The sequence below is a fragment of the Pseudomonas sp. 1L-E-NC-VB-C3 genome (genome assembly GCF_057291535.1).
Window position 1 is genome coordinate 1 of sequence record NZ_JBXAWD010000011.1, and the last position, 17592, is coordinate 17592.

21 protein-coding genes are annotated in these 17592 nt (G+C 59.2%); 10 read left to right on the forward strand and 11 right to left on the reverse strand.

Features of this window, described 5'->3' with window-relative positions; translation table 11 throughout:
• Window positions 1-387 precede the first annotated feature (387 nt).
• From infA to aat, 3 genes are all read right to left on the reverse strand, one after another.
• Window positions 388-606, reverse strand: a complete 219-nt coding sequence (gene infA, locus AC0Z5Z_RS18400) for a translation initiation factor IF-1 (protein ID WP_002553999.1) — start codon at window positions 604-606, stop codon at window positions 388-390.
• 112 nt (window positions 607-718) lie between these two features.
• Window positions 719-1426: an arginyltransferase gene (locus AC0Z5Z_RS18405; protein ID WP_041477071.1), complete on the reverse strand. Its 708-nt coding sequence runs from the start codon at window positions 1424-1426 to the stop codon at window positions 719-721.
• 58 nt (window positions 1427-1484) lie between these two features.
• Window positions 1485-2165 (reverse strand): leucyl/phenylalanyl-tRNA--protein transferase, encoded by a 681-nt coding sequence (gene aat, locus AC0Z5Z_RS18410; protein WP_310216873.1) that lies wholly within the window; start codon window positions 2163-2165, stop codon window positions 1485-1487.
• Between the two features lie 521 nt (window positions 2166-2686).
• On the opposite strand from aat, the gene ftsK reads away from it, so the two are divergent.
• From ftsK to cysG, 6 genes are all read left to right on the forward strand, one after another.
• On the forward strand, window positions 2687-5095 hold the full coding sequence (gene ftsK / locus AC0Z5Z_RS18415; protein ID WP_041477069.1) for a DNA translocase FtsK: 2409 nt from the start codon (window positions 2687-2689) through the stop codon (window positions 5093-5095).
• A 67-nt stretch (window positions 5096-5162) separates the two neighbouring features.
• The gene (gene lolA, locus AC0Z5Z_RS18420; RefSeq protein ID WP_016775262.1) at window positions 5163-5783 is read left to right on the forward strand and encodes an outer membrane lipoprotein periplasmic chaperone LolA; all 621 of its coding nucleotides are present in this window, start codon (window positions 5163-5165) and stop codon (window positions 5781-5783) included.
• A gap of 195 nt (window positions 5784-5978) precedes the next feature.
• Window positions 5979-7301 carry a replication-associated recombination protein A gene (locus AC0Z5Z_RS18425; protein WP_041477068.1) on the forward strand — a complete coding sequence of 441 codons (1323 nt, stop codon included), beginning with the start codon at window positions 5979-5981 and terminating at the stop codon, window positions 7299-7301.
• Window positions 7301-7675 carry a fluoride efflux transporter CrcB gene (gene crcB / locus AC0Z5Z_RS18430; protein ID WP_016775261.1) on the forward strand — a complete coding sequence of 125 codons (375 nt, stop codon included), beginning with the start codon at window positions 7301-7303 and terminating at the stop codon, window positions 7673-7675. Before AC0Z5Z_RS18425 ends, crcB begins: the two co-directional genes overlap by 1 nt.
• 15 nt (window positions 7676-7690) lie before the next feature.
• Window positions 7691-8971 (forward strand): serine--tRNA ligase, encoded by a 1281-nt coding sequence (gene serS, locus AC0Z5Z_RS18435; protein ID WP_056788907.1) that lies wholly within the window; start codon window positions 7691-7693, stop codon window positions 8969-8971.
• Window positions 8972-10366 (forward strand): siroheme synthase CysG, encoded by a 1395-nt coding sequence (gene cysG / locus AC0Z5Z_RS18440; protein WP_252867863.1) that lies wholly within the window; start codon window positions 8972-8974, stop codon window positions 10364-10366.
• A 116-nt stretch (window positions 10367-10482) separates the two neighbouring features.
• Here the strand turns inward: cysG and AC0Z5Z_RS18445 are convergent, their stop codons facing one another.
• The 7 genes from AC0Z5Z_RS18445 to AC0Z5Z_RS18475 all read right to left on the reverse strand — a co-directional run bounded on the left by AC0Z5Z_RS18445 (window position 10483) and on the right by AC0Z5Z_RS18475 (window position 14445).
• Window positions 10483-11484: a glutathione S-transferase family protein gene (locus AC0Z5Z_RS18445; protein WP_256809119.1), complete on the reverse strand. Its 1002-nt coding sequence runs from the start codon at window positions 11482-11484 to the stop codon at window positions 10483-10485.
• A 91-nt stretch (window positions 11485-11575) separates the two neighbouring features.
• Window positions 11576-12577: a glycosyl transferase family protein gene (locus AC0Z5Z_RS18450; RefSeq protein ID WP_256809120.1), complete on the reverse strand. Its 1002-nt coding sequence runs from the start codon at window positions 12575-12577 to the stop codon at window positions 11576-11578.
• Complete coding sequence (locus AC0Z5Z_RS18455) at window positions 12574-12909, reverse strand: TusE/DsrC/DsvC family sulfur relay protein (RefSeq protein WP_016770652.1); 336 nt, start codon at window positions 12907-12909, stop codon at window positions 12574-12576. The genes AC0Z5Z_RS18450 and AC0Z5Z_RS18455 overlap by 4 nt, the downstream gene beginning before the upstream one ends.
• Window positions 12906-13199 (reverse strand): sulfurtransferase complex subunit TusB, encoded by a 294-nt coding sequence (gene tusB / locus AC0Z5Z_RS18460; RefSeq protein ID WP_457262726.1) that lies wholly within the window; start codon window positions 13197-13199, stop codon window positions 12906-12908. Before tusB ends, AC0Z5Z_RS18455 begins: the two co-directional genes overlap by 4 nt.
• Window positions 13199-13555, reverse strand: a complete 357-nt coding sequence (gene tusC / locus AC0Z5Z_RS18465) for a sulfurtransferase complex subunit TusC (protein WP_095182056.1) — start codon at window positions 13553-13555, stop codon at window positions 13199-13201. Before tusC ends, tusB begins: the two co-directional genes overlap by 1 nt.
• 2 nt (window positions 13556-13557) lie before the next feature.
• A complete protein-coding gene (gene tusD, locus AC0Z5Z_RS18470; protein WP_457262728.1) occupies window positions 13558-13950 on the reverse strand; it encodes a sulfurtransferase complex subunit TusD in 393 nt (130 codons plus the stop codon).
• 165 nt (window positions 13951-14115) lie between these two features.
• Window positions 14116-14445: a DUF6388 family protein gene (locus AC0Z5Z_RS18475; protein WP_041477057.1), complete on the reverse strand. Its 330-nt coding sequence runs from the start codon at window positions 14443-14445 to the stop codon at window positions 14116-14118.
• Window positions 14446-14578: 133 nt separating this feature from the next.
• Between AC0Z5Z_RS18475 and AC0Z5Z_RS18480 the strand changes: the two genes are divergently transcribed.
• Window positions 14579-14929 carry a hypothetical protein gene (locus AC0Z5Z_RS18480; RefSeq protein ID WP_485611493.1) on the forward strand — a complete coding sequence of 117 codons (351 nt, stop codon included), beginning with the start codon at window positions 14579-14581 and terminating at the stop codon, window positions 14927-14929.
• Window positions 14930-15031: 102 nt separating this feature from the next.
• Here AC0Z5Z_RS18480 and AC0Z5Z_RS18485 read toward each other — a convergent pair whose 3' ends face one another.
• Complete coding sequence (locus AC0Z5Z_RS18485; protein WP_095182055.1) at window positions 15032-15457, reverse strand: GNAT family N-acetyltransferase; 426 nt, start codon at window positions 15455-15457, stop codon at window positions 15032-15034.
• Window positions 15458-15609: 152 nt separating this feature from the next.
• Here AC0Z5Z_RS18485 and AC0Z5Z_RS18490 point away from each other — a divergent pair, with 152 nt between their 5' ends.
• The 3 genes from AC0Z5Z_RS18490 (at window position 15610) to AC0Z5Z_RS18500 (ending at window position 17579) form a co-directional block, all read left to right on the forward strand.
• The gene (locus AC0Z5Z_RS18490) at window positions 15610-16050 is read left to right on the forward strand and encodes a hemerythrin domain-containing protein (protein ID WP_016775257.1); all 441 of its coding nucleotides are present in this window, start codon (window positions 15610-15612) and stop codon (window positions 16048-16050) included.
• 207 nt (window positions 16051-16257) lie between these two features.
• Entirely contained in the window at window positions 16258-16893 is a 636-nt protein-coding gene (locus AC0Z5Z_RS18495) for a lytic polysaccharide monooxygenase auxiliary activity family 9 protein (RefSeq protein ID WP_095182054.1), read from the forward strand.
• Window positions 16894-16991: 98 nt separating this feature from the next.
• Window positions 16992-17579 carry an NUDIX domain-containing protein gene (locus AC0Z5Z_RS18500; protein ID WP_315436169.1) on the forward strand — a complete coding sequence of 196 codons (588 nt, stop codon included), beginning with the start codon at window positions 16992-16994 and terminating at the stop codon, window positions 17577-17579.
• The last annotated feature ends 13 nt before the right edge of the window (window positions 17580-17592 follow it).

Genomic DNA, 17592 nt, shown 5'->3' on the forward strand with positions numbered 1-17592 from the left:
GATCGGTCTCCCCCAGAAACACATCTTCGTATGTCGCACCAGCGAGCTTAGATCTCATTCATGCTGGTGTGTGGGGAACATACAAGGAGCTGCCGGAGGCTGCGATCTTTTGCCTTTGCCTTTGCCTTTGCCTTTGCCTTTGCCTTTGCCTTTGCTTTTCTGTGGGAGCGAGCCTGCTCGCGAAGGCGGCCTGCAGGTCAACCCGTTTCTATCGAATTCACGCGATCCAACCGGAGCTGCCGAAGGCTGCGATCTTTTGATCTGCTTGCTGTAGAGCGAAACCGCCAGCGGCAACACCCGCAGCAACGATTAAGTCCCCAGCCTCCAAACCTCAAAACGCAGACACAAAAACGCCCGGCATAACCCGGGCGTTCTGTATTGACTTGATTAACGAGCGCGGTAAGTGATCCGCCCTTTGCTCAAGTCATAGGGCGTCAGCTCGACGCGCACTTTGTCACCGGTAAGAATACGAATGTAGTTCTTGCGCATCTTGCCGGAAATATGCGCGGTTACGACGTGCCCATTTTCCAACTCCACACGAAACATGGTGTTGGGCAGGGTGTCGACGACAGTGCCTTCCATTTCGAAGCTGTCTTCTTTCGACATGCAGTAAAGCCCTCGGTATCCAATGAATGGCCCGGTGCAACTGCGCCAGGCAAAAGCGGCGTGCATTGTGCCCGAAAAATGGTGTTTACGCCAAGGGGTTTAGGCCGCAGCTTCAGTTCAGGATGACCCAGCGCTGATTGATCAGCAATTCGATGGGCCGATATTGCGTCTTGTAGTTCATCTTTTTGCAGTTCTTGATCCAGTAACCCAAGTACACGGCCTCAAGGCCCAGACGCTGGCTCTCGGCGATTTGCCAGAGGATTGCGTAACGGCCGAGGCTGCGGCGTTCTTCGTTCGGTTCGTAGAAGGTGTACACCGCTGACAAACCGTTGGGCAGCAGATCGGTCACCGCCACCGCGAGCAACCGTCCGTCGAGTCGAAACTCGTAGAAGCGCGAGAAGGGCAGGTCACGCACCAGGAACGTCGAGAACTGATCGCGGCTTGGCGGATACATGTCGCCGTCGGCATGGCGCTGTTCTATGTAGCGCTGGTACAGGTCGAAATATTCTTCGCTGAAGTGCGGTTTGACCGGCTGCACCTGCAAATCCGCGTTGCGTTTGTAGATGCGCTTTTGCTGGCGATTAGTGATGAATTGTGCGGAGGGAATGCGCGCAGGCACGCACGCATTGCAATTCTGGCAATGCGGCCGGTACAAATGATCGCCGCTGCGACGAAAGCCCATTTCCGACAGGTCTGCGTAGACATGCACATCCATGGGCTGACTCGGGTCGAGAAACAGCGTCGTGGCCTGCTCCTCGGGCAGATAACTGCAAGAGTGGGGCTGAGTGGCATAAAACTTCAAACGCGCCAACTCGGTCATGAATCAACCCTCGGGATAAGCTGGTGGATTAAGTGTAAGCCACCTGCGCAAAAGTCGCTCAGCAAACCCAGGTCGCTGAATTCGGTTGATCTAGATGGCGCCGCAGATAGTCGGCGAATTCGCCGCGCGGAATCGACCGCGCACCGAGGCTGTGCAGGTGATCGGTCGGCATCTGGCAGTCGATCAGCACAAATCCGGCGGCTTTCAAATGCTGGACCAGCGTGGCAAAGCCATATTTGGACGCGTTGTCAGCGCGGCTGAACATCGACTCGCCAAAAAACAGTTGGCCCATCGCCAGGCCGTACAGGCCGCCGACCAGCTGTCCCTCGTCCCAGACCTCAACCGAATGCGCGAAACCGCGCCGATGCAATTCTACGTAAGCATCCTGCATGGCCTCGGTGATCCAGGTGCCGTCGGCGTAATCACGCGGTGCAGCGCAGGCGCGGATGACGGCGTCGAAATCCTTATCGAAGGTCACTTGATAGCGTTGCTTGCGCAGCAGCTTGCCGAGACTGCGCGAGACGTGCAGTTCGTCGGGAAACAGCACGGTGCGAGGGTCTGGCGACCACCAGAGAATCGGCTGGCCCTCGGAAAACCAGGGGAAGCAGCCATGGCGATAGGCTTGGATCAGTCGATCGGCGGAAAGATCGCCGCCGGCGGCGAGCAATCCGTTCGGCTCGCGCATGGCTTTTTCCAGTGGCGGAAAGGTCAGGGAGTTACGTTGTAACCAAGTCAGCATGGCATCCAGGCTTGCAGAAGGGGAGGGCAGTCAGGGGCGTGCAGGCCCCGCGAAAGAGTTTGCCGCGAAACGGCGCCGCTGTCCTGCACAGATGTCTGCTGCAGTGAGCATTGAGCTGCAACTTGATGTGTCGCCCGTGGTCGTAAGCGTCACCGTACCGATGCTGTCGAGCATTCCTGTGAGCCTGATCCGGCCAGGTTCGCTACGTTCATCAAATACAGCTCATAAGCCTTTGTCACAAAAGACAATGCATGCTCCAATTGCAACGCAGTGCATGTACGTTTGGCTATGCTCAAGGCTGGGGTCTGAAACATGGCATCGGACGCACAAACCCGTACAATGCCGGGTTGTGACAGGCTATACGCTGCGCACAGCGTTTATGGCTGTGTTTATAAAACCAGTGGCACAGTGTTAAAAGTAGTCCCAGTTGAGCTTTTCACCTTTTTTACCTGCCTGGATTGGGCAGTTTTTTATCGTCATTCAATAGATGGACGCGCCTCGGGCGCAGGAAAAGAAGCGTTTTGAAGAAGACCACCGAAGCACCCAAAACAGTCGTTCCGCTCTGGCGCCAGCAACTGCACTACCGGCTCAAGGAAGGTGCATTGATCGCCATTGGCGCTTTGTGCCTGTTCCTGATGATGGCTTTGCTGACCTACGGCAAGGACGATCCGGGGTGGAGCCATAACAGCAAGATCGACGATGTGCAGAACTTCGGTGGCCCGGCCGGCTCATACAGCGCCGATATCCTGTTCATGGTGCTCGGTTACTTCGCCTATATCTTTCCGTTGCTGCTGGCGGTCAAGGCGTACCAGATCTTCCGTCAACGCCACGAACCATGGCAGTGGAGCGGCTGGCTGTTTTCCTGGCGTCTGATCGGCCTGGTATTCCTCGTGCTCTCCGGTGCTGCGCTGGCGCACATTCATTTCCATGCCGCGACCGGTCTGCCGGCCGGCGCTGGCGGTGCCCTGGGCGAAAGCCTTGGCGATCTGGCGAAGAATGCGCTGAACATCCAGGGCAGCACGCTGTTGTTCATCGCTCTGTTCCTGTTCGGCCTGACCGTATTCACCGACCTGTCGTGGTTCAAGGTGATGGACGTCACCGGCAAGATCACCCTCGATCTGTTCGAACTGTTCCAGGGCGCCCTCAACCGCTGGTGGTCGGCGCGCACTGAACGCAAGCAACTGGTTGCGCAACTGCGTGAGGTTGATGACCGCGTCCACGATGTGGTCGCACCGACTGTCACCGACAAACGCGAACAGGCCAAGGTCAAGGAACGCCTGATCGAGCGTGAGCAAGCGTTGAGCAAGCACATGTCCGACCGCGAGAAGCAGGTGCCACCGGTGATCGCGCCGGCACCAGCCAAGGCGCCGGAGCCGAGCAAGCGCGTGCAGAAAGAGAAGCAGGCGCCGTTGTTCGTCGACAGCGCGGTCGAAGGCACCTTGCCGCCGATCTCGATTCTTGATCCTGCGGAAAAGAAACAGCTCAACTATTCGCCTGAGTCCTTGGCAGCAGTCGGCCACTTGCTGGAAATCAAGCTCAAGGAATTCGGCGTCGAAGTCACCGTTGATTCGATCCATCCGGGTCCAGTGATTACCCGATACGAAATCCAGCCTGCCGCCGGGGTAAAAGTCAGCCGCATCGCCAACCTGGCCAAAGACCTGGCGCGTTCGCTGGCGGTGACCAGTGTGCGGGTGGTCGAGGTGATTCCGGGCAAGACCACTGTCGGTATCGAGATTCCCAACGAAGACCGCCAGATCGTACGTTTCTCCGAGGTGCTGTCGACCCCCGAGTACGACAACTTCAAATCCCCGGTCACCCTGGCGCTCGGTCACGATATCGGCGGCAAGCCGGTCATCACCGACCTGGCGAAGATGCCGCACTTGCTGGTGGCCGGTACCACCGGTTCCGGTAAGTCCGTGGGCGTGAACGCGATGATCCTGTCGATCCTGTTCAAGTCCGGCCCGGACGATGCCAAGCTGATCATGATCGACCCGAAGATGCTTGAGCTGTCGATCTACGAAGGCATTCCGCACCTGCTTTGCCCGGTAGTGACCGACATGAAGGACGCCGCCAACGCCTTGCGCTGGAGCGTTGCCGAGATGGAGCGTCGCTACAAGCTGATGGCGAAAATGGGCGTGCGTAACCTGTCCGGCTTCAACGCCAAGGTCAAGGAAGCCCAGGATGCCGGCGAGCCGTTGAGCGATCCGCTGTACAAGCGCGAAAGCATTCACGACGAAGCGCCGCTGCTGCAGAAACTGCCGACCATCGTCGTAGTTGTGGACGAATTTGCCGACATGATGATGATCGTCGGCAAGAAGGTTGAAGAACTGATCGCGCGTATTGCGCAAAAGGCGCGTGCGGCGGGGATTCACTTGATTCTTGCCACCCAGCGCCCGTCGGTGGACGTGATCACTGGTCTGATCAAAGCCAACATCCCGACACGTATGGCGTTTCAGGTATCGAGCAAGATCGATTCGCGAACCATCATCGACCAGGGTGGCGCCGAGCAACTGCTCGGGCACGGTGACATGCTCTACATGCCGCCGGGCACCAGTTTGCCGATCCGGGTTCACGGCGCGTTCGTCTCCGACGATGAGGTTCACCGCGTGGTCGAGGCCTGGAAATTGCGCGGTGCGCCTGAGTACAACGACGACATTCTCAACGGTGTCGAAGAGGCGGGCAGCGGCTTTGAAGGCAGCAGCGGTGGTGGCGACGGTGATGATCCGGAAGCCGACGCGCTGTATGACGAAGCGGTGCAGTTCGTCCTCGAAAGTCGTCGTGCGTCGATTTCCGCTGTGCAGCGCAAGCTGAAGATCGGCTACAACCGTGCCGCGCGGATGATCGAGGCGATGGAAATGGCTGGCGTCGTTACCTCAATGAACACCAACGGTTCGCGTGAAGTCCTGGCCCCAGGCCCGGTACGCGACTGAAACGCAACGACTCGAGTGGCGCAATGACGCGCCACTCGCTCTCCCACGAGTATTCAAGAGGACTCTCATGCGCCTTATCCGCATGCTGTTGCCAGTACTGGCGCTGACCACACTCACGGCCCACGCCGATGAAAAGGACGTGGCGCGTCTGACCCAATTGCTCGAAACATCGAAAACCCTGTCGGCGAACTTTTCGCAGTTGACCCTCGATGGCACCGGCACCCAGTTGCAGGAAACCACCGGCAACATGACCCTGCAGCGTCCGGGCCTGTTCTACTGGCACACCAATGCGCCGGCCGAGCAGACCATGGTCTCCGATGGCAAGAAAGTCACCCTGTGGGACCCGGATCTGGAGCAGGCAACCATCAAGAAGCTCGATGAGCGTCTGACCCAGACGCCGGCCTTGCTGTTGTCCGGCGATGTCTCGAAGATCAGCCAGAGCTTCGATATCAGCGCGAAAGAGGCGGGCGGCGTGATCGACTTCACCCTGAAGCCGAAAACCAAGGACACCCTGTTCGACAATCTGCGCCTGTCGTTCCGCAACGGCCTGCTCAATGACATGCAACTGATTGACAGCGTCGGCCAGCGCACCAATATCCTGTTTACCGGGGTCAAGGCCAACGAAGCGGTGCCTGCGTCCAAGTTCAAATTCGACATTCCCAAAGGTGCCGACGTTATCCAGGAATAAACACCGGCACTTTGTGTCAGGGCCTTTGTGGTGAGGGCCTGCTATTGAGGGGCTATTGTGGCGAGGGGATTTATCCCCGTCCGGCTGCGCAGCAGTCGTCGCTTTTGGGGCCGCTTCGCAGCCCAACGGGGATAAATCCGCTCACCACAGGTTCTTCAGCAGATTTCAGAAAATCAGAGGTTTCAACGCTACGTGATGGATCTGTTTCGCAGTGCACCGATTGCCCAACCCTTGGCCGCCCGTCTGCGTGCGGCCAATCTGGATGAGTACGTCGGTCAGGAACACGTGCTCGCTCGCGGCAAGCCTTTGCGTGAGGCGCTGGAGCAGGGCGCGCTGCATTCGATGATCTTCTGGGGACCGCCGGGCGTGGGCAAGACCACCCTGGCGCGCTTGCTCGCAGAAGTCTCCGATGCGCACTTCGAAACGGTTTCGGCGGTGCTCGCCGGGGTCAAGGAAATCCGCCAGGCCGTTGAAATCGCCAAGCAGCAGGCCGGCCAGTACGGCAAGCGCACGATCCTGTTTGTCGATGAAGTGCACCGCTTCAACAAGTCGCAGCAGGACGCGTTTCTGCCCTACGTTGAAGACGGCACGCTGATCTTCATCGGCGCCACCACCGAAAACCCTTCGTTCGAACTGAACAACGCTTTGTTATCGCGGGCCCGCGTCTACGTGCTGAAAAGCCTAGACGAAGCGGCCTTGCGCAAACTGGTCCACCGCGCACTCACCGAAGAGCGCGGCCTGGGCAAGCGCAACCTGACCCTGAGCGATGAAGGCTTCCAGATGTTGCTGTCCGCCGCTGATGGCGATGGCCGGCGCCTGCTCAATCTGCTGGAGAACGCTTCCGATCTGGCTGAAGACGACAGCGAAATCGGCATCGAGCTGCTGCAAAGTCTGCTCGGCGATACGCGCCGGCGGTTCGACAAGGGCGGTGAAGCGTTCTACGACCAGATCTCGGCGCTGCACAAATCCGTGCGCGGTTCCAATCCCGACGGCGCGCTTTACTGGTTTGCGCGGATGATCGACGGCGGTTGCGATCCGCTGTACCTGGCGCGACGCGTGGTGCGCATGGCGAGCGAAGACATCGGCAACGCCGACCCGCGTGCATTGAGCCTGTGCCTGGCCGCGTGGGAGGTGCAGGAGCGTCTCGGCAGCCCCGAGGGCGAATTGGCGGTCGCCCAAGCCATCACTTATCTGGCCTGTGCACCGAAAAGCAACGCGGTGTACATGGGCTTCAAAACTGCACTGCGCGCGGCTGCCGAAAACGGCTCGCTGGAAGTGCCGCTGCATTTGCGCAATGCACCGACCAAGCTGATGAAGCAATTGGGTTATGGCGACGAATACCGTTACGCCCACGACGAGCCGGACGCTTATGCTGCCGGTGAAGACTATTTTCCGGAAGAACTCGAGCCGATTCCGTTCTATCAGCCCGTACCCCGCGGCCTGGAGTTGAAGATCGGCGAAAAACTCAATCACCTCGCTCAACTCGATCGTCTGAGCCCTCGGCAGCGGAGAAAATAGTGGTTCCATTGATACTCGCAGTGTCGGTCGGCGGTGTTGCCGGCACCTTGTTGCGCTTCGCCACCGGTAATTGGGTCAGCGCCAATTGGCCGCGGCACTTCTATACCGCGACGCTGGCCGTTAATATCGTGGGCTGCCTGCTGATTGGCGTGTTGTACGGCCTGTTTCTGATACGCCCGGAGGTGCCGATCGAGGTGCGCGCCGGGTTGATGGTCGGCTTCCTCGGGGGGCTGACGACTTTTTCATCCTTTTCACTGGATACGGTGCGCCTGCTGGAAAGCGGGCAAGTGTTGCTGGCCCTGGGCTACGCGGCACTCAGCGTATTCGGCGGGCTGCTCGCGACGTGGGCCGGCCTGTCCCTGACCAAACTTTGATAACGAGAAACCGACATGCTCGATTCCAAACTGTTACGTAGCAACCTTCAGGACGTAGCGGACCGCCTGGCTTCCCGTGGCTTTGCCCTGGACACTGCGCGCATCGAAGCGCTGGAAGAACAGCGCAAGACCGTCCAGACCCGCACCGAAGCACTGCAGGCTGAGCGTAACGCGCGTTCCAAATCCATCGGGCAGGCCAAGCAGCGCGGCGAAGACATCGCGCCGCTGATGGCGGACGTCGAGCGCATGGCAGGCGAGCTGAGCGCTGGCAAGGTCGAGCTGGACGCGATCCAGACCGAACTCGATTCGATCCTGCTCGGTATCCCCAACCTGCCGCACGAATCGGTTCCGGTCGGCAAGGACGAAGACGACAACGTCGAAGTGCGCCGTTGGGGCACCCCGACCCAGTTCGATTTCGAAGTGAAAGACCACGTCGCCCTCGGCGAGAAGTTCGGCTGGCTGGACTTCGAAACCGCCGCCAAGCTGTCCGGCGCTCGTTTCGCCTTGTTGCGTGGCCCGATCGCGCGTCTGCATCGCGCACTGGCGCAGTTCATGATCAACCTGCATGTCACCGAACATGGCTACGAAGAGGCTTACACGCCTTATCTGGTTCAGGCTCCGGCGCTGCAAGGTACCGGCCAGCTGCCGAAGTTCGAAGAAGATCTGTTCAAGATTGCCCGCGAAGGCGAAGCCGATCTGTACCTGATTCCAACCGCCGAAGTGTCGCTGACCAACATCGTTGCCGGCGAAATCGTCGATTCGAAGTTGTTGCCGATCAAGTTTGTCGCCCACACCCCATGCTTCCGCAGCGAAGCCGGCGCGTCGGGTCGCGACACGCGTGGCATGATCCGCCAGCACCAGTTCGACAAAGTCGAAATGGTCCAGGTCGTCGAGCCGTCGCAATCGATGGAAGCGCTGGAAAGCCTGACTGCCAACGCCGAAAAGGTTCTGCAACTGCTCGGCCTGCCTTACCGCACCCTGGCGCTGTGCACCGGCGACATGGGCTTCAGCGCCGTCAAGACCTATGACCTGGAAGTGTGGATTCCGAGCCAGGACAAATACCGCGAAATCTCCTCGTGCTCCAACTGCGGCGACTTCCAGGCGCGTCGCATGCAGGCGCGTTTCCGTAACCCGGAAACCGGCAAGCCTGAGCTGGTGCACACCTTGAACGGCTCTGGTCTGGCGGTCGGTCGTACTCTGGTTGCGGTACTGGAAAACTACCAGCAGGCCGACGGTTCGATCCGCGTGCCGGACGTGCTGAAGCCGTACATGGGTGGCCTTGAGGTCATCGGCTAAATGAAATATCTGCCGCTGTTTCACAACCTGCGCGGCAGTCGTGTGTTGGTTGTCGGTGGGGGGGAAATTGCCTTGCGCAAATCCCGCCTGCTGGCCGATGCCGGTGCGCTGCTGCGGGTGGTCGCACCTGAAATCGAAACGCAACTGGCCGAACTGGTCGCTGCCAGCGGCGGTGAATGCCTGTTGCGCGGTTACGCCGAAACGGATCTGGACGGTTGCGGGCTGATCATTGCCGCTACCGACGACGAAACGCTCAACGCGCAAGTCTCCACCGACGCCCACCGCCGTTGCGTGCCGGTCAACGTGGTCGATGCGCCGGCCTTGTGCAGCGTGATCTTCCCGGCGATCGTCGATCGCTCGCCGTTGATCATCGCCGTGTCCAGCGGCGGCGATGCGCCGGTACTGGCGCGTCTGATCCGCGCGAAAATCGAAACCTGGATTCCTTCGACCTACGGTCAATTGGCAGGGCTGGCTGCGCGTTTTCGCAATCAGGTGAAAAACCTGTTTCCGGATGTTCAGCAGCGTCGCGGCTTCTGGGAAGACGTTTTCCAGGGCCCGATCGCCGATCGTCAACTGGCCGGGCAGGGCGCTGAAGCCGAGCGCCTGTTGCAGGCCAAGGTCGATGGCGAGCCAATGGTCACCACTGGCGAGGTTTATCTGGTCGGTGCCGGTCCGGGTGATCCGGATCTGTTGACCTTCCGCGCACTGCGTCTGATGCAGCAAGCCGATGTGGTGCTCTATGACCGCCTGGTGGCGCCGGCGATTCTCGAGTTGTGCCGTCGCGATGCCGAGCGGGTGTATGTCGGCAAGCGGCGCTCCGAACACGCCGTGCCGCAGGATCAGATCAACCAGCAACTGGTCGATCTGGCCAAGGCTGGCAAGCGTGTGGTGCGGTTGAAGGGCGGCGATCCGTTTATCTTCGGCCGCGGTGGCGAAGAGATCGAAGAACTGGCGGCCCACGGTATTCCATTCCAGGTGGTGCCAGGCATCACGGCGGCCAGCGGTTGCGCCGCTTATGCGGGGATCCCGCTGACCCACCGTGACCATGCGCAGTCCGTGCGGTTTGTCACTGGCCACTTGAAGGATGGTTCCACCGATCTGCCATGGGCCGATCTTGTCGCCCCGGCGCAGACGCTGGTGTTTTACATGGGCCTGGTGGGTTTGCCGATCATCTGTGAGCAGTTGATCAAGCATGGTCGCGCGGCGGATACCCCGGCGGCGTTGATTCAGCAGGGCACTACAGTCAATCAGCGGGTTTTCACCGGCACGCTGGCGGATCTGCCGCGAATGGTGGCGGAGCATGAAGTGCATGCGCCGACTCTGGTGATCGTCGGCGAAGTGGTGCAACTGCGCGAGAAGCTGGCGTGGTTTGAAGGTGCTCAGTCGCAGGTCTAAACGCCGCGTCGTTCCCTTCGCGAGCAGGCTCGCTCCCACATTGGATCTGTGTCATGCACAAATCCCGTGTGGGAGCGAGCCTGCTCGCGAATGGGGTCTCGAAAACACCGAGCTAATCAACCCCGGCGCCAAACCCCTTTCCCGATCAACCGCGACCGGTCATGCGCTACGCTGAAATCCTGCTGCGGCCCCTTCGGCACCACGCCGGTCGGGTTGATGGTCTTGTGGCTGCCATAGTAGTGATGCTTGATGTGCTGGAAATCCACCGTCTCGGCAATACCCGGCCATTGATACATCTCGCGCAGCCAGTTCGACAGATTCGGGTAATCGGCAATCCGCCGCAGGTTGCACTTGAAGTGCCCGTGATACACCGCGTCAAAGCGAATCATCGTGGTAAACAGGCGCACGTCGGCCTCGGTCAGGTATTCCCCGCTCAGGTATCGATTGGCACCCAGCAGTTGCTCCAGATGATCCAGTTCGGCGAATACTTCATCGAACGCCTGTTCGTATGCCTGTTGCGAGGTGGCGAACCCGGCACGATAGACACCGTTGTTCACCGCCGGGTAGATCCGCTCGTTCAGCGCATCGATCTCGTTGCGTAGCGGCGCCGGATAAAAGTCCAGATCGTTACCAGTGATCCCGTCGAAGGCGCTGTTGAACATGCGGATGATTTCCGCCGATTCATTGCTGACGATGCGCTTGAGTTTCTTGTCCCACAGCACTGGCACCGTCACGCGCCCGGTGTAATCAGGCGTGTCGGCGGTGTATCGCTGATGCATGAAATCGAAGCCATCGAGTTTGTCGCCTGTCGAACCCAGCGCCTTGTCGAAGGTCCAGCCGTTCTCCAGCATGAGCCAGCTGACCACCGACACGTCGATCAGACCTTCCAGCCCTTTGAGTTTGCGCAGAATCAGCGTGCGATGCGCCCAAGGGCAGGCGAGGGAAACATAGAGGTGATAGCGCCCGGCTTCAGCAGTGAAACCGCCTTCACCGCTGGGGCCTGGTTGACCGTCGGCGGTCACCCAGTTGCGGCGTTGCGCCTGTTCGCGCTGGAACGCGCCGTCCTTGCTGCTTTCGTACCACTTGTCCTGCCAGTGGCCGTCGACGAGTAAACCCATGATCAAGACTCCCAAAACCAATATTCGTTGGAGTCGAGTCTATTCCGATGAGTTCGAACAAAAAGCGCAAAGATCGGGCGCTAATGATCGGTTAGATCGATGTGTTGCGTGCCGCCCAATATTGCTCTGCGGTCGCAAAGGCCTGTTCGCGATTCTGACCGAGACCGCGCAGGGCGAGGGCCATGGTCGCAATCAAGGCCATTTGCGGGTAACTGTCGACCACATCGCCACGCCACACGGCTTTCAAGTGCTCGATTTCCAGCGAAGCGGGTTTGACGTGGCGCTGCGCTGACAGCTGCGGCCATTCTTCGTCCCAGCTCTGACCGCCGCTGGTGCCGTAAAGGTGGCTGGTGGCGTCGGGGTTGATCTCGATTTCACCGCCATCACCCTTGACCACAATTGCCGCGTCGCCGAGCAAGCCGCTGGCATCGCGATGCACCGCCTGGTAACCCGGGTGAAAAATGCTTTGCAGGCCGCAGCGTGCGCCCAACGGATTGAGAATCCGCGCCAGCGAGTGGATCGGCGACCGCAGGCCCAAGGTATTGCGCAGGTCGATCATCTTCTGCAGTTGCGGCGCCCAGTCCACCAGCGGCATAAAGGCCAGGCCGCCGTTGCCCAGTGCCGTGCCGACCTGCTGCCAATCACGGCACAGGGGAATGTTCAGTTCGCCCAGCAGTTGTTCGCTGTATAGACGCCCGGCCGTGTGCGCGCCGCCGCCGTGCATGAAGATCCGCACGCCGTTTTGCGCCAGGCATTTGGCTGCCAGCAGATACCACGGCAGATGGCGTTTTTTGCCGGCGTAGGTCGGCCAATCCAGGTCGACATTCAGCGACGGCGCCTGCAAGCGTGCGCGCAGGGCTTCGGTGAAACCGGCCATTTCCTCGGCACTTTCTTCCTTGTGGCGCAGCAACATCAGGAAGGCACCCAGTTGCGTATCTTCGACCTTGTCATCGAGCACCATGCCCATGGCCTCGCGGGCTTCCTCGCGCGTCAGGTCGCGGGCGCCGCGCTTGCCCTTGCCGAGAATGCGCACGAATTGCGCGAACGGATGCTCGGCAGGCGTTTCGAGGGTCAAAGCTGGAAAGTCGTTCATAGGCAATTCGTCGGTTTGGGCAGGCCCGCCAGTTTCGCGGCGAGTTTGGCAGGGGTGCCTTTGAACAGTCGGTTCAGGTGCAGGCTGTTGCCTTTGTCCGCGCCGAGTTTCAACGCGGTGTACTTGATCAGCGGCCGCGTGGCCGGCGATAGCTGGAATTCGGCGTAGAAGCTACGCAGAAGCTCAAGGACTTCCCAGTGTTCGGGCGTCAACTCGATGTCTTCAGCGGCGGCGAGGGCGCTGGCGACTTCAGCCGACCAGTCGCTGAGGTCAACGAGAAAGCCGTCCTTGTCCAGTTCGATGGCGCGGGCGCCGACGGTCATTGAATTCATAGCCAGCTGTTGACCTTGGCGTGATGGATCGACAGTTCGACAAACGCCGGGTAATCGATGGCCTCGGCCCAGTCTGGAATCTCGATCGCACGCGCCTGTGCGTCCTCAGTCAATACAAACAGTCTGATTGCTCGCTCTTGAAGGGTTGAGAACGGCACAGTGTCCGGTTGCAGCGCATACACCGCATCGCCGGACAACAACACGGCATCGGCGCTGCCGAGCAGGCGCAGGCAACTGCTCAGACGATCGTCGCCGAACGGGGAATGAGACAACACATGCAAAGTCGACATCAGAGGGTGATCACCTGATCGTAACGGTCAATAAGGGCGGTGATGTGGTCAGCAGCAAGCGGCTGTGCCTCGTCCAGCGACAGGTTGCCAAGACCGCGAGCATTGGCGCTTTCGGCGCAATAGAACAGCTCTTCGACACCAAACATCGGCAGCGCCTGCAGATTGGCGCTGAGGTCTTTCTGCTGCAAGGCCTTGGCGTTCTGCCCGGCGGCCAGTTGCAGCACGCCGTCATCGAGAAACAGCAAACCGATCGGCAGATCAAAGGCGCCACCGGCCAGCACGATATCCAGCGCTTCCCGCGCACCGGGGCCGGACCATGGCGATTGGCGGCTGATGATCAACAGCGATTTGGCCATGTTCAAGCGCCTCCGAAACAGATGAGACGGTCAGCGTCCTGCACGGCATCGTGCAATTGACCCAGACCGGACAATTCCCACGGCGCGCTCAGCGAAATCGCTTCACGCTGGTAACGCTTGGATTCTTCTTCGTTCAACACGCCACGGCGCAGAGCGGCGGCGATGCAGACCACCCCATCCAGTTGCCTTTCGTTGATGAAGGCGCGCCATTGCTTGGGCAAATCCAGTTCATCCTGCGGCGTCACCACTGCATCGGAGGCGTTGAACACGCCGTCCTGATAGAAGAACAGCCGGACAATCTCATGGCCGCCGGCCAGCGCGGCCTGGGCAAACAGCAGGGCACGGCGCGAGGAGGGCGCATGGGCGGCGGAAAACAGCGCGATGGCGAACTTCATGATGGACTCGATCAGCGAAACTGCGGCCATGATAAAGCTTTATCGCTCGTGCCGCGAAACCCGAGTTTTACGCAGATACCTTTGTAGGAGCTGCCGAAGGCTGCGATCTTTTGATCTTGAAGAGCAAAATCAAAAGATCGCAGCCTTCGGCAGCTCCTACATCGATTACGGGGTGATGCCGTAAAGATCGCAATACTCGATCCAGTCCATCCCCGCCATTTCCGCCACTTCCCGATGCACTTCCAGGCGTTGCGCCTGATAGTCCTCCGGTGAATCAGCGGTCAGCTGCAACGTCAGCTCCCAGGCAAACAACCCCTGGCTTTCCGCCTCAGCCTCGAATGCTTCATGCAAGCGTTCTTCGCGGTACTGCGCCTGGGTTTCACCCTTGGCCTGAGCCAACAGCGGGTTGAGATGGTCGAGGGTCTCGCGCAGTTCGGGTCGCGCATCGAGAAACAGTTTCAGGGCGTGTTCATGTCGTTGGTCGCTAGGCGCCATGTAATGTCCTTGTGTGGCTGAAGATCTCAGAGTGCCGCAGCTGCTCACGCGTGTCGCGCATAAAAACAGTAAAGCAGAACGATTTGCCGCGTCGCAGTGCTACAGTCCGTTTTTTTCTCGATGAGCAAATGCAATGCGAATGCTGATGGTAGTGCTGGCGGCGGCCCTGTTGGCCGGGTGCGCCGGTTCGGTGATGAACGATGCTCGCAGCAAGAGCCCGGACAAGGTCCTGACCTCGGACAAGCCGGAGAAAGACGTCGCCCGGTGCGTGCAATTCGCCTGGCAGGAAGAAGCGGTTTTCGGCGTCGACGCGGCGGCCTATCTGGAGCCGCGCGAGTCTGGCGGCACGACGGTCTACACGCGTTCAGCGGAGTCGTTTGTCGATGTGATCACCGAAGCGTCCGGCACAACCTTGAACTACTACGCGCAGAAGAGTGATTTTGTCGCGATGCGGCGGATGGCGGCGATGGCGACCTGCCTCTGATTGTGTGTCGAGGCGGCTGGCGCTTTCGCGAGCAGGCTCGCTCCCACCGATTGAATGCTTTCCAGTGTGGGAGCGAGCCTGCTTGCGCAAAGAGCGACACAGTCAGTTGATCAGCCGCTTCTGGAAAAAATGCCGCTTGTGCCCCGGTGGATAGTCAACGATCTCACCGAACTGGCTGAAGCCCAGCTTCTTGTAGAACTCCGGCGCCTGAAAATCGAAGGTGTCGAGCCAGATTCCGTAGCAGTTCCTGTCTTCGGCCAATGCTTCTGCCTGTGCCATTAACCGGGAACCAATCCCCTCTCCGCGACTTTGTTCCGGTACTGACAGCAAATCGATGAACATCCAGCGCAAAGTCACTCGCCCGTACAACCCGCCCAGTATCGCGCCATACTCATCTTTTACCATCAAGGCGAACGGCTCGGTTTTCGATATGCCGGTCTTCGCATCGTTGTATTCAATCAACGGTTGGAGAATGGCCTGACGCTGTTCCTCGGTAGGATTGTCCGTCAACTCGATACGCAAATTCATGCATGACTTCCTTGTGTGATTGAACGCCCAGCCTAACCCGTCCGGGCAAACGCCTCCAAGCCCTTCGATCGAACAAGCGGAACCGTCAAACCAGCGTTGCGGTCTAGGCTTTTATCGCGTCTTTCCCTGAGCGCGATTGATGAGGAAATCCCGTGAATATTTTTGAAGCCCTGCGCGAAAGCCACGAGCGCCAGCGCACTTACGCCAAGGCTCTGATCGCGACCAGCGGCGACAGCCCTGAGCGGGTCGAGGCCTACAAGCAGCTCAAAGCAGAACTGCAAGCGCATGAAACCGCTGAAGAGCGGCACTTCTACATCCCGTTGATGGAAATCGACGAAGGCGTTGACCTGAGCCGCCACGCCATCGCCGAGCACCACGAAATGGACGAAATGATGGAAGAACTCGACGAGACCGAAATGTCCAGTCCGGCGTGGCTGGCTACGGCCAAGAAGCTTTCCGACAAGGTTCATCACCACCTTGAGGAAGAAGAGCACAAGTTCTTCCAAATGGCCGGCAAACTGCTCGACGATAAACAGAAAACGCAACTCGCCGGGCAGTACGAAAAGGAGTATCAGGCGCAACTGTCTGAATGACCAAAGGCGACTCGGCGTGTAGGTGTTCAGCTACACGTTGAGTGCGACGTGTCGACTTGAGCTGGTTATCCATCCAGTGTTTTAGGGTTTTTTACGTCCTGCAAAATCGCATTGCGACAAAAGCGCCAATGGACAAAAAATTCACCTCCGTTAGCTTGAAGGCCTCTCCTCGGGAAGGAGAGTTCTCAAATCAACGGAGTGAAGACGATGAATCAGGCAATCCCACAAACCCAACTCAAACACGGTCGTGTCATCTCGCCAGCAAGTCGCGGCGCAGTGGCCATTGACCTCGGCTTGCTCGGCGCTTGGCAAGTCAATGAAATGGAGGGCGGCAAAAACTTTCCGGCCGTGAATGCCGGGCCGTTCCCGCAACCCTTCGAGACCGACTCGGACAGCGTCGCGCCGCCGGCCGATGGCTACATTCTCAGCGGCGGCAAGACCGATGCCCGCGATTGCGTCAATTACACCGACGACGAGATGAGCAAGAAGCTCGGCCGTTCATTCAACTGGCCGCTGCTTAATGTCGATCCGGGGCAGATTCTCGAGGTCAGCTGGGCGTACACCGCGCCGCACACCACCCGTGGTTATCGCTGGCTGATCACCAAAGACGGCTGGGATCCACAGCAACGCATCAGCCGTGCGCAGCTCGAAACCCAGCCGTTCTTCGAAGATTTCTACCCGCAAGTGCCGTATTACAGCCATGCCGGCGAATTGAAGGCCAAGGTTGATCACCAAGTGCAACTGCCGACGAACAAGAAGGGTCATCACGTCATTGTGCTGATGTGGATCGTCGCCAACACCGGCAACGCCTTCTACCAGGCCTTCGACGTCGACTTCCAGTAACAACCCAGGCTGAACGAGCCCGGTAGCGCTGCCGGGCTTTTTTTGTCGGCGCAATTGTCCGACCATGGCAGTCCCCCATGAAAACAGGATCAGACGCGATGTCCAACACAGCCGAACGGGTCAACATCGTCGACACACAGGTGTTGTCCCACGACTGGTATCTGCTGAAGAAAATCACTTTCGACTACCACCGCAACAACGGTGAATGGCAGCGCCAGACCCGCGAGGTCTACGACCGGGGCAACGGCGCGGCGATTCTGCTGTTCAACCGCGACAAGCGCACGGTTGTGCTGACCCGCCAGTTTCGTTTGCCGGTGTTCGTCAACGGCCACGATGGATTGTTGATCGAGGTGGCGGCGGGGTTGCTGGAAGGTGCCGCCCCTGAGCAACGCATTCGTGACGAAGCCGAGGAGGAAACCGGTTATCGCGTGCATGACGTGAAGAAGGTATTCGAGGCGTATATGAGCCCCGGCTCGGTGACGGAGAAGCTGCACTTTTTTATCGCCGAATACGACGCCGCGTCCAAAGTCAGCGACGGTGGTGGGCTGGAAGAGGAAACCGAAGAACTGGAAGTGCTCGAGTGGGGCTTCGATGAGGCACTGGCAGCATTTCAACGCGGCGAGATCTGTGACGCCAAGACCATCATGCTGTTGCAATACGCAGCGATGAACAACCTCTTCGCTTGATTCGGGCAGGAGC

Coding starts and splice junctions, on each gene's coding strand:
- AC0Z5Z_RS18405 (WP_041477071.1), bottom strand. CDS start 1,426: ATGACCGAGTTGGCGCGTTTGAAGTTTTATGCCACTCAGCCCCACTCT.
- AC0Z5Z_RS18455 (WP_016770652.1), bottom strand. CDS start 12,909: ATGAATTCAATGACCGTCGGCGCCCGCGCCATCGAACTGGACAAGGAC.
- infA (WP_002553999.1), bottom strand. CDS start 606: ATGTCGAAAGAAGACAGCTTCGAAATGGAAGGCACTGTCGTCGACACC.
- AC0Z5Z_RS18480 (WP_485611493.1), top strand. CDS start 14,579: ATGCGAATGCTGATGGTAGTGCTGGCGGCGGCCCTGTTGGCCGGGTGC.
- cysG (WP_252867863.1), top strand. CDS start 8,972: ATGAAATATCTGCCGCTGTTTCACAACCTGCGCGGCAGTCGTGTGTTG.
- AC0Z5Z_RS18485 (WP_095182055.1), bottom strand. CDS start 15,457: ATGAATTTGCGTATCGAGTTGACGGACAATCCTACCGAGGAACAGCGT.
- tusC (WP_095182056.1), bottom strand. CDS start 13,555: ATGGCCAAATCGCTGTTGATCATCAGCCGCCAATCGCCATGGTCCGGC.
- tusB (WP_457262726.1), bottom strand. CDS start 13,199: ATGTCGACTTTGCATGTGTTGTCTCATTCCCCGTTCGGCGACGATCGT.
- serS (WP_056788907.1), top strand. CDS start 7,691: ATGCTCGATTCCAAACTGTTACGTAGCAACCTTCAGGACGTAGCGGAC.
- aat (WP_310216873.1), bottom strand. CDS start 2,165: ATGCTGACTTGGTTACAACGTAACTCCCTGACCTTTCCGCCACTGGAA.
- AC0Z5Z_RS18445 (WP_256809119.1), bottom strand. CDS start 11,484: ATGGGTTTACTCGTCGACGGCCACTGGCAGGACAAGTGGTACGAAAGC.
- AC0Z5Z_RS18500 (WP_315436169.1), top strand. CDS start 16,992: ATGTCCAACACAGCCGAACGGGTCAACATCGTCGACACACAGGTGTTG.
- AC0Z5Z_RS18425 (WP_041477068.1), top strand. CDS start 5,979: ATGGATCTGTTTCGCAGTGCACCGATTGCCCAACCCTTGGCCGCCCGT.
- AC0Z5Z_RS18450 (WP_256809120.1), bottom strand. CDS start 12,577: ATGAACGACTTTCCAGCTTTGACCCTCGAAACGCCTGCCGAGCATCCG.
- AC0Z5Z_RS18495 (WP_095182054.1), top strand. CDS start 16,258: ATGAATCAGGCAATCCCACAAACCCAACTCAAACACGGTCGTGTCATC.
- tusD (WP_457262728.1), bottom strand. CDS start 13,950: ATGAAGTTCGCCATCGCGCTGTTTTCCGCCGCCCATGCGCCCTCCTCG.
- lolA (WP_016775262.1), top strand. CDS start 5,163: ATGCGCCTTATCCGCATGCTGTTGCCAGTACTGGCGCTGACCACACTC.
- AC0Z5Z_RS18475 (WP_041477057.1), bottom strand. CDS start 14,445: ATGGCGCCTAGCGACCAACGACATGAACACGCCCTGAAACTGTTTCTC.